Origin of the sequence: Amphritea sp. 1_MG-2023 (assembly GCF_030547545.1) — a bacterium.
In the GTDB taxonomy this organism is placed as follows: domain Bacteria; phylum Pseudomonadota; class Gammaproteobacteria; order Pseudomonadales; family Balneatricaceae; genus Amphritea.
Genome location: NZ_JAUOQE010000059.1, coordinates 1 through 10,363 on the forward strand (window position 1 = coordinate 1; position 10,363 = coordinate 10,363).

At 49.7% G+C, this 10,363-nt stretch carries 7 protein-coding genes; 4 read left to right on the forward strand and 3 right to left on the reverse strand.

Translation table 11 applies throughout. The annotated features are described in order from the left end of the window. Positions 1-795: 795 nt before the first annotated feature. A complete protein-coding gene (locus Q4488_RS18500) occupies positions 796-4,272 on the forward strand; it encodes an indolepyruvate ferredoxin oxidoreductase family protein (RefSeq protein WP_303582034.1) in 3,477 nt (1,158 codons plus the stop codon). Positions 4,273-4,648: 376 nt separating this feature from the next. Here the strand turns inward: Q4488_RS18500 and fabG are convergent, their stop codons facing one another. After that, complete coding sequence (fabG, locus tag Q4488_RS18505; RefSeq protein ID WP_303582036.1) at positions 4,649-5,428, reverse strand: 3-oxoacyl-ACP reductase FabG; 780 nt, start codon at positions 5,426-5,428, stop codon at positions 4,649-4,651. Between the two features lie 13 nt (positions 5,429-5,441). After that, positions 5,442-5,699 (reverse strand): hypothetical protein, encoded by a 258-nt coding sequence (locus Q4488_RS18510; RefSeq protein ID WP_303582039.1) that lies wholly within the window; start codon positions 5,697-5,699, stop codon positions 5,442-5,444. A gap of 192 nt (positions 5,700-5,891) precedes the next feature. On the opposite strand from Q4488_RS18510, the gene Q4488_RS18515 reads away from it, so the two are divergent. Continuing rightward, on the forward strand, positions 5,892-6,887 hold the full coding sequence (locus tag Q4488_RS18515; protein WP_303582040.1) for a phosphotransferase enzyme family protein: 996 nt from the start codon (positions 5,892-5,894) through the stop codon (positions 6,885-6,887). An 11-nt stretch (positions 6,888-6,898) separates the two neighbouring features. Continuing rightward, on the forward strand, positions 6,899-8,227 hold the full coding sequence (locus Q4488_RS18520; protein ID WP_303582042.1) for an aspartate aminotransferase family protein: 1,329 nt from the start codon (positions 6,899-6,901) through the stop codon (positions 8,225-8,227). 41 nt (positions 8,228-8,268) lie between these two features. Here Q4488_RS18520 and Q4488_RS18525 read toward each other — a convergent pair whose 3' ends face one another. Continuing rightward, positions 8,269-9,042, reverse strand: coding sequence for a DeoR/GlpR family DNA-binding transcription regulator (locus tag Q4488_RS18525; protein WP_303582044.1), 774 nt, complete (start codon positions 9,040-9,042; stop codon positions 8,269-8,271). Positions 9,043-9,107: 65 nt separating this feature from the next. Here Q4488_RS18525 and Q4488_RS18530 point away from each other — a divergent pair, with 65 nt between their 5' ends. Then, positions 9,108-9,779, forward strand: a complete 672-nt coding sequence (locus Q4488_RS18530) for a cysteine hydrolase family protein (RefSeq protein ID WP_303582046.1) — start codon at positions 9,108-9,110, stop codon at positions 9,777-9,779. The last annotated feature ends 584 nt before the right edge of the window (positions 9,780-10,363 follow it).

The window sequence follows — 10,363 nt, forward strand, 5'->3', positions numbered from 1 at the left end:
GCTCTTCATAAGCCCTCAGGAAGGCCGTCCATTTAACACTGGCCCCCGCTACCACAACGGAAAGATAAGCTAATCGAAAGGTTGGCTTTTTTTTCGCCTGAAATTTGGCACATAGAATATCGTTAGGAAAGCGTCGGGCTCGACTTAGAGTCTAATGAAAAACCCCAAGCAAAAGCTCAACTCTTCCTCGTTTCTTCCTCGCTCGCAAACAGGTACTCGATAAAAACGAATATCCTCTGAAATCAAAAAACTTCAGTACAAACTTCTAAGTGGCATACATGCTGTATCATCCGCGATATCCTTTTAATTTCAACGAAAAAATTAAATTATCTTAAACTCACCCTAACAGGATAATTTCCTGAATCGATGGGCTTTTATAGCTTTAATTTTAAATATTCTCTATATCACAGATCATTTCCTTGGTTGACTCACGCTACAAGCCAGACTAATGTTGAGCTCGTGTACACCTCAGAAGGGTGACACTAGAGCCTTAAAATACTCACTGGGTTACCCCCAGAAAAATAACAACAAGATATAGACCTCGCTGTGATCCAGCTAAGGTTAAAGGTATTTACCATGACACACTGCCACTCCCAGCGGTACACCCTGTCGCACTCTTGCAAACGCTCTGACTCGGTAATCGGTTTCTGTCCACCCTTACCTCAAGCACCAATAGCCCGTTACAGAATTATTTTGCCTCTAGGCATCTGATGTATCCCTAACCTGTTCATCTTTTTCTGATTCGTTCTGACACGAAGCACCGACCCGTGCCGTTCAGAACATGGAGCTATGCACATGAAAAATTCCATCTCTCTGCAAGACAAGTGGGAAAAACAATCCGGTCGGGTATATCTCACCGGAAGTCAGGCACTCGCCCGTCTACCGATGTTACAAGCTGCACGCGATAAAAAAGCGGGTCATAACACCGCCGGGTTTATCTCGGGTTATCGCGGTTCACCGCTAGGTAACTTTGACAAAACCTTGTGGCAGATACGCGACCACCTGAACGCCGCTAATATCGTCTTTCAACCGGGAGTCAATGAAGATCTCGGGGCAACCGCGGTCTGGGGGTCTCAACAGGTTAATGTGTTTGAAGGGGCTCGCTACGATGGCGTGTTTGGCCTCTGGTATGGCAAAGGCCCCGGTGTCGACCGTACCGGCGATGTGCTGAAACATGCTAACGCCTTTGGTACTTCTCAATATGGTGGAGTACTAGCCATTGCCGGTGACGACCATGCCTGTAAATCCTCTACCCTGCCGCATCAAAGTGATTATGCCTTTATGGATGCGATGATGCCGGTGCTGTATCCCGCTGGGATTCAAGAGATGCTAGATTACGGTCTATATGGCTGGGCGATGTCCCGCTATAGCGGTTGCTGGGTTGGTTTAAAAGCACTCGCTGAAGTCATGGATTCAGCCATCTCTGCGAACCTCGATCATGATCGCCTCGCGATCGAAATACCTAAGAATTTCGAGCTACCCGCTGATGGCCTCAATGCCCGCTGGCCCGACAAACCGATGCAGCAAGAAGAGCGCCTACATCGCTATAAGATTCGTGCCGCTCAAGCATTTTGCCGCCATAACCGATTAGACAAAATCATTATTGATCCCCCGCAGCCTCGCTTTGGCATTGTCTCCACCGGTAAATCCTATCTGGATGTTCTACAAGCACTGGAAGATCTGGGTATAAACCACCTGCAGGCGGCCGAACTTGGCATCCGTCTGTATAAGATCGCAATGCCATGGCCACTAGAACCCGAGGGCATCTATGAATTTGCCGATGGTTTAGACGAAATTTTGGTGATCGAAGAGAAGCGTGGCCTGATTGAGGATCAACTTAAAGAGCAACTCTACAGCTGGCAAGACCGTCACCAAAGTACACGTCCTAACGTTGTGGGTAAAAAAGACGCGCTTGGCAATGAATTACTCACCAGCCTCGGCGAACTAACTCCGGCGATGATTGCCCGCGCGATTGCCGCCCGTATCGCACCCTTTTATAACAGTGAACAGATTCACCACCGACTGGCCTTCCTCACGGAAAAAGAATATGAACTATCGCAGCCTCGAGCACTGCTAGAGCGTACGCCTCACTTTTGTTCTGGCTGCCCGCACAACACCTCGACCGTCGTACCCGAAGGCAGTCGTGCGCTCGGCGGCATCGGCTGTCATTACATGGCCACGTGGATGGATCGCGGCACCGATACGTTCACCCAAATGGGCGGCGAAGGCGCAACGTGGATAGGCCAAGCCCCCTTTACCGACAACAATCATGTATTCCAAAACCTCGGCGATGGCACCTATTTCCACTCAGGCTTATTAGCCATCAGAGCCGCGATCGCCGCTAAAGCCAACATCACCTATAAAGTGCTCTATAACGATGCCGTCGCCATGACCGGCGGTCAACCGATCGATGGTCAGCTCAGCGTACAACAGATTACCCATCAGCTCTATGGCGAAGGAGTACACCGCATCGCCGTTGTCAGTGATGAACCGGATAAATACCCTAGCCGTTCTGCCTTTGCTGAAGGCGTTACCTTTCACCATCGGGATGACTTACAACAGGTTCAACTAGAGTTACGTGATATTTCCGGCTGTACGGCCATGGTCTACGATCAAACCTGTGCCGCCGAAAAACGTCGTCGCCGTAAGCGCGGAGAGTTAACCGATCCGCAAAAACGAGTCGTCATTCATCAGGATGTCTGCGAAGGCTGTGGCGATTGCGGCGTGCAATCTAACTGCCTATCGCTACTGCCCAAAGAAACCAGCCGTGGTCGCAAGCGGGCGATCGATCAATCCGCCTGTAATAAAGACTTCAGTTGTGTGCGTGGTTTTTGCCCCAGTTTTGTCACCGTCAAAGGCGGCAAGCTGCGCAAACCTGAACCTTTAGGCAAGCTCAGCAGTTTCCCGGAACTGCCCACCCCACAGCTCCCTCAATGCTCTACGCCCTACAACATTCTCCTCACCGGCGTAGGTGGCACCGGCGTGGTTACCATCAGCGCACTACTCGGTATGGCGGCACATATCGAAGGTAAAGGTGTCGGAGTCTTAGATCAGATTGGCTTAGCGCAAAAGTTCGGTGCCGTCATGAGTCACATCCGTATTGCCGACACTCAAGAGCAGATCCATACCGTGCGTATACCTGCCGGTGAAACCGATCTCATGATTGGTTTTGATTTGATGGTCGGTGCCAGTGAAGAGGCTCTCGGCAAGCTCGACCGCGCTCGTAGCCAAGTGGTTATCAACACCCATGAAACCATGCCTGCCGCCTTCACCCGAGATCCTGATGTACAAGTTCCCAACACGGCGATGGAACAGGTCATTCGTGAGACCGCTAAGCCACAGAGCAGTTTCTGCCTCGATGCCACCACCCTCGCCACCAATCTACTCGGTGACGGCATGGCGGTTAACCTGTTTTGTATCGGCTATGCTTGGCAGCAAGGGTTGATCCCATTAACACTGACATCCATCGAACAGGCTATCGAACTGAACGCTATTGCGGTAGAAGATAATAAGCAAGCGTTGCTATGGGGACGTCGTGCCGCCCATAACCTGCAACAGGTTGAGCAGATTGCCACCCCAGCAACTAATATCGAGCCAGTCAAAATGATGCCGGGGCTCGATGAACTGGTAAGCCGGGAAACCAAGCACCTGCAACAGTATCAAAATACCGCACTGGCAAAACGTTACGAAGCGCTGGTTCAACAGGTCAGTGATGCTGAAAAAAACCTAGGGAAAGACCACTCACTGAGCCTAGCCGTGGCTGAAAACTACGCCAAAGTGCTGGCCTATAAAGATGAATATGAAGTGGCGCGATTACTCACATCCGCCGCTTTCAGACAACAGCTAGAAAACCAGTTTGAAGGCGATTTCAAACTGGAATTCAATCTAGCTCCACCGCTGATCTCGCGTATTAATAGCGCCACGGGGCGACCCAAAAAACGCACCTTCAGCGAAAAAATCCTCCCGCTGTTCCGCCTGCTGGCTCGCGCCAAAACGCTACGGGGCACACCACTGGATATCTTTAGTTACAGTGCCGACCGTCGCCTCGAAAGACGCCTGATCCGTGAATATGAACAAGATATCGCCGCAATCCTAAACAATCTTAGTGTTGATAACCTTCAAGATGCCGTTGAACTGGCTAGACTGCCTGCCGTTATTCGTGGCTATGGCCCAGTGAAAGATGCCGCCTACGACAAAGCACAACAGACGCGTCAACAACTATTAGAACGCATTTGCCAACTGGACAGCACAGCGTCGCAGGTCGCGGTTTAACCATCAACACTCAGCAGCTTTAGGAAAACCGTTATGTCTATTTTTTAGTCAACCGAATGTGATAACCACGCACAGGCGATCTTCTGCCGCAAGAAGAGAGCCGGCCTGAGTTCGCACACCTATCAGAACGATTAACGGTAGCAGTGAAGGGGCGCTTTAAATAATGAATTAAACAAAAATCGTCAATGAGCCCATCACCGGTGGGCCCATTTTATTCTACATAAAAATTTCTCAAGTTAACAAATGGCTGAACGGGATCAAAGCTCAGCAGCGACCGCACCTTTTGGCAACACTCATAAAGGCCCCCAATACGGCCCTCACAATGAGACAGGACCATTCGCCTATTCTTCACATAACATCTTACTTCAGTCGCCAATCAGATCTCAGTTATCGCCTCCAGCGATTCAGGCAAAATCTGGCCGCCATCCACAATAATCTGCTGACCGGTAATATACGCCGCCTCTTTAGAAGCGAAGAACAGTGCCGCATTCGCGATATCCTCTACCGTACCCAGTCGCTTCAGCGGGATAGACGCAGCCATGGTATCCAGATAATCTTGCCCTAATCCCTGTAAACCCTCGGTATAAATATTGCCAGGCATTACCGCATTGATGGTGGCGTTATAGCGTGACAGTTCCATGGCGGCGGTTTTTATAAAGCCCAACTGCCCAGCTTTTGATGCGCCATAATGAGACCAGCCGGGAAATCCTGTGACAGGGCCTGTAATGGATGAGGTAACGACCACCCGGCCCTCACCTGCTTTTTCAAAATAGGGGATGGCCGCTTTCACCGTCAGAAATGTGCTTTTCAAATTAGTCGACATCACATGATCCCAATCTTCGGGATCCATATCGGCAATTTTCACCTGTGGAAAAATACCGGCGTTAGCACAAACGATATCGACACGACCAAACACCTCAGCAGTCTTAGCGAACATCGCTTCAACCTGACTCCATTCAGACATATCGCAACAACAGTAGTCAGCCTCGCCGCCTGCCGCCACAATCTCTTTAACGGCGCTTACCGCGTCGGCTTCTCCACGAGCAACAATCATCACCTTTGCCCCTTGTGCGGCAAAAACGTGAGCAATGCCTTTACCAATACCTTTCGATGCACCGGTTACAATACAGGTTTTCCCTGCAATAGAAGTTAACATATCACTCATCTCCTTAAGGGGTATTTGTCTTTTTAAAACGTGCTAAAAACGCCGGCACAGAGGGCGCTATCAACGCAATCGCTAACATTAAGGCGGAACAAAGCACCGTCAATATGCCGACTGTCGGCACCAACGGTGAATAACCAGACACCATTTTGGCGTATAACCATTCCGGCAAGGTTGAATCCGCACCCGTGGTAAATAACGATAATGGGAAGTTACCCCAGCTCAGGAGAAAGGCAAACAATCCTGCTGAAATAACACCCGGCATCGCCTAGAAAGTTTCATTGTTTATCCCTCTTATCAATTCTCAGGATTCAAATGCAATGGGTTACACTGCAACAAATCAGGCTACATTTTGATCAAGTACACACAAATTGCACCAATAAATGTTGTAAGTCAAACATTTTATGTTTAACCTTCAACAACAATAAACAATCAATAGTCCCTGGAGAAACCTCTTATGAGTGGTTTATATGATGATCAATTACTGAATGAGCTGCTTCGTGGGACGCAGAGCTTGGTCGGGGAATGGGGTTTATCTGATCAGACTGATGTCCGATTATTGACCATCTCGGAAAATATGACCTGCTTAGCCTACGATCCAACGCAGGATAAACAGCTCATACTGCGGGTTCATCGGCCGGGCTATCATACCCGTGAGGAGATTCAATCAGAGCTTCTATGGATCAACGATCTCAGACAGCAAGGTGTAATAGAAACACCTAAGCCCATCACCACACGCTCGGGTGCAGCCATAGCCTCGTTTAGTACCGGCCATGACATACGTGATGTGGTTGCTTTCAGCTTTATGTCTGGCAAAGAACCTGCAACCAATGCCGAGCTAATCAACGGCTTTCGGCAATTGGGAAGCATCAGCGCTAAGCTACACACTCACTCACAAAACTGGGTGCGGCCAGAAACCTTTGTGCGCAAAACCTGGAACTTCAACACCATGCTAGGTGCAACACCGCTATGGGGTGACTGGCGCGCAGCAACCGGTCTCACAGAGGCTGGGCAACACACTATTGAGCAAGCTTGCTTAATGATCCAAGATCAACTCGAAACATACGGTATGCGCGACAACCGCTTTGGCTTGATACATGCCGACCTTCGACTGGCTAATCTACTGATCGACGGTGATCGCTTAGGCGTTATCGATTTCGATGACTGCGGTCTCAGTTGGTTTATGTACGACTTCGCGGCGGCCATCAGCTTTATAGAAGACGACCCTATTGTCCCCAGCCTGCAATCCGCTTGGATTGAAGGCTATCGTGATCATCGTCCGCTGTCTGCTGTCGATGAAGCGATGTTTCCAACCTTCATTATTTTACGCCGAATATTGCTAACGGCTTGGCTCGCCAGCCATAGTGAAACGCCCACGGCCCAAGAGCTAGGCTCTGGATTTACGGCCGTCACCGTCGATATGGCAACACAATACATCTCACGTCACCAATAATGGTAAAGCGTATGACGAACAATAAACGTGGCATTCTGGATATGAATGCCTTCGATGCCAGACAACAGGAATCTATCAGCAACCCTCTGTTAAAGCGCCGAACAGAAAATATCGGCGCCGCCTCAGTGCTGTTCTATAAACAGCCCATAGAGATGGTATCCGCCAGCGGCTGTTGGATGACGGATGCCGCCGGCATTCGCTATCTGGATTTTTATAATAATGTGCCCTCTGTGGGTCATTGCCATCCACGAGTGTCTGCGGCAATTGCTGAACAACTAGCCACACTGAACACCAACTCTCGCTATCTCAGCGATGTCACCGAAAGCTACCTGGAAAAACTAAAGTCGACGCTGCCATCGGCATTAAAAAATGTCGTGATGACCTGTAGTGGTAGTGAAGCCAATGATCTAGCCATGCGTATTGCAAAAACCAATACCGGCGCTCAAGGCTTTATCGTGACCTCGACCGCCTATCACGGGAATACAGAATATGTCACACAGGTATCTCCTTCCGCCTTTAAAAACGCGACCTGTCCCGACTACGTGGTCACCGTGCCCGCTCCCAGCAGCGCGGCCTTTGGTCAGGATATCGCAACGGGGTTTAATCAAGCCGTAACAGCCGCCATCGCGCTATTGAAGACGCGAGGTTATGGTATTGCCGCACTACTCTGCGATTCTATCTTTTCCAGTGATGGGGTATTTAGTGGCCCCGCCGGATTTTTAAAGCCTGCCGTCGAGACCGTGCAGCAAGCGGGAGGACTGTATATCGCCGATGAAGTACAGCCCGGATTTGGCCGCACTGGTGATTGTTTTTGGGGTTTCCAGCGACATAACGTGGTACCCGATATGGTGACCATGGGCAAGCCAATGGGCAATGGTTATCCCGTCGCCGCCTTGGTGGTCAAACCCCATCTATTGGCCTCCTTTTGTCATGATGTAGGCTACTTCAATACCTTCGGCGGTACTCCCGCCGCCGCGGCTGCAGCCATGGCGGTTATGCAGGTTATCGAACAGGAAGGCCTACAAGAAAATGCCAAAAAAATTGGCGCCTATCTAAAGCAACAACTCACTCAACTGAGTGAAACCGATCCGCGAATAGGTGAAGTGCGTGGTGCCGGTTTATTTATCGGCCTAGACCTGTGTGACCCCATTACCGCCGAGCCATCCGCCTCTCTAGCGACGCAGGTTATCAATCAATTACGTGACGAGCGTATATTAATCGGTGCTGCGGGCCCCTATGGCCATACCCTCAAAATACGCCCGCCTTTATGCTTGAACCTTGAAGAAACCGATTATTTTATTGAGGCAATCAAGAAAGTGCTGGGCAGGCTACCCAGTTGAGACATGCGCAGGATACAGCAGCCTATGTTTTTCAACGCGACTCACTTATCAAGGGTGACGACCGCGGTGCCTGCCGCCTCAATAACATCGGCCAACGCTTGTGTCGGGCGTTCATCGGAGACCAGCACATCCACCTCCTGCCAGCGACTATAATTCGCGGCAAAGGTCTGGTTGAATTTGCTGTGATCCGCGACAATCATACTGCGAGTCGAACGAGCGATCATGGCGGCATAGACTTCGCCAGCCTCAATCACTGCATCGCTACCACCTTCCAAATCAAGACCGCTGGCACCCAAAATAGCCCAATCAGCGCGAAAATTTTGCAGATAACGAATCGTTTGCGAGCCATGCAGCGCCCCTTCCGGCGCATAATAACAACCCGGCGCCATCAACACCTTAATCGTGGGATTCAGCGACAACACCGTGGCAACCCCAAACGAGTGGGTAAAAACAGTAATATTATTCATCTCGTAAGCCATACGTCGAGCGAGATGCACCGTCGTGGCCCCCGAGCCAATCATAAAATGCTGGCCTCCCGTCAGAACAGGCACAGCGGCCCGAGCGATTTTTTGGCGTTCCTCCACCAGCAGATTCTGACGCTCATTCAGCACCGGCTCTTGCATATTTTTGCGTACCACAGCACCGCCATAGGTACGATCAATGACGCCCTGCGCAGTCAAATCGTCCAGATCCCGACGCACGGTTTCCGCCGAGACACCCAGCTTTTCAGCCAGCTCGGTAATACGCAAACCTGGCTGAAAACCAAGCTCTTCGATAATACGCTTCTGACGTTTTGTTTTTTTATTGGTAACCATAAAATCAAATTAACTCAGTCTATGACGTTGTGCAACATATTGATATTACACAGGAGAAACAAATAATGTGGAACTGGAAAACAGCCTATCGATCTTTTTACTATGCCACCGCAGAGGAACCTGAAGATATCCAACTGAAACCTCAACAAACAGCGCTATTGGTCATCGATATACAAAACACCTACCTTGAGGCTAAAGAGGATACGCAAGAAAACCAGCGCTGGCAGCCATTCTTTAAACGGATGAATAACACGGTTATCCCCAACACAGCCGAGTTAATCGCCTTTGCGCGTCAGCACAATATCGAAGTCATCTTTGCGCGTATCGCCTGTCAAACAGAAGACGGCAGAGATCGCTCGCTTAGCCAAAAAAAACCAGGCTTTAATTACTTACTCTTACCAAAAGACCGAGAAGATAGCCAGATTGTCTCAGCGCTATCGCCGATCGACGATGAAATTACCGTCCTCAAAACCACAGATTCAGCCCTCACCGGTACCAACCTGCGTCTAACACTGCATAATATGGGTATTAAAAAGGTCATTGTCGCGGGCATTTTTACCGATCAATGCATCTCCTCAACCGTACGAAGCCTTGCCGATGAAAGCTTTGATGTTCTGGTGGTCGATGATTGTTGTGCTGCCGCTACCGATGAGATTCATCAACGGGAACTGGAAATTATCAATATGATCTACTGCCACGTTATTCGCAAAGCGGATCTCGAGAAGATGATCCCCTAACCCACTCAAACAATAGCTCTCACCCTATTCGACTAAAAGCCCAAGAAGAAACTCAATAAGAAGCTCAGAGTCATCGTGTATAGCCGTATGTATAACAGTCCGTCGACGATGACGCTTCACGCTTAAAGGCCTCGGCGCTGCCTATCTTGATACCCGCTGCACTCTATGCACAACCCGTCAACAGACGACCTTCCTGAGCATTTATGGAGAGCCGAGCCCGACGCCTTTCTTGTAACGCATATGTACTTTATTTCAGACACAGAAAAAGGCATACCTTTCGATTAGCTTATCTTTCCGTTGTGGTAGCGGGGCCAGGTTTATTCATAACAGCCTGTCGGCGGTTATGCCCCTTCGGGCTTCGGTGCTGCACACCTTGATGCAAGTTACGCGCTAAAGCACAACTTGTGAACTGACGACCTTCCCTAGCGTTTATGAAGAGTCGAGCCCGACGCTTTCCTAACGATATTCTATGCGCCAAATTTCAGGCACAAAAAAAGGCATGTCAGACGACACACCTTTAATTATTACGTTGGTAGCGGGGGTTAGGCTGGAGCTGATGACCTTCCTAGGCTTTTATGAAGAGT

Coding starts and splice junctions, on each gene's coding strand:
- Q4488_RS18515 (WP_303582040.1), top strand. CDS start 5,892: ATGAGTGGTTTATATGATGATCAATTACTGAATGAGCTGCTTCGTGGG.
- fabG (WP_303582036.1), bottom strand. CDS start 5,428: ATGTTAACTTCTATTGCAGGGAAAACCTGTATTGTAACCGGTGCATCG.
- Q4488_RS18500 (WP_303582034.1), top strand. CDS start 796: ATGAAAAATTCCATCTCTCTGCAAGACAAGTGGGAAAAACAATCCGGT.
- Q4488_RS18525 (WP_303582044.1), bottom strand. CDS start 9,042: ATGGTTACCAATAAAAAAACAAAACGTCAGAAGCGTATTATCGAAGAG.
- Q4488_RS18510 (WP_303582039.1), bottom strand. CDS start 5,699: ATGCCGGGTGTTATTTCAGCAGGATTGTTTGCCTTTCTCCTGAGCTGG.
- Q4488_RS18530 (WP_303582046.1), top strand. CDS start 9,108: ATGTGGAACTGGAAAACAGCCTATCGATCTTTTTACTATGCCACCGCA.
- Q4488_RS18520 (WP_303582042.1), top strand. CDS start 6,899: ATGACGAACAATAAACGTGGCATTCTGGATATGAATGCCTTCGATGCC.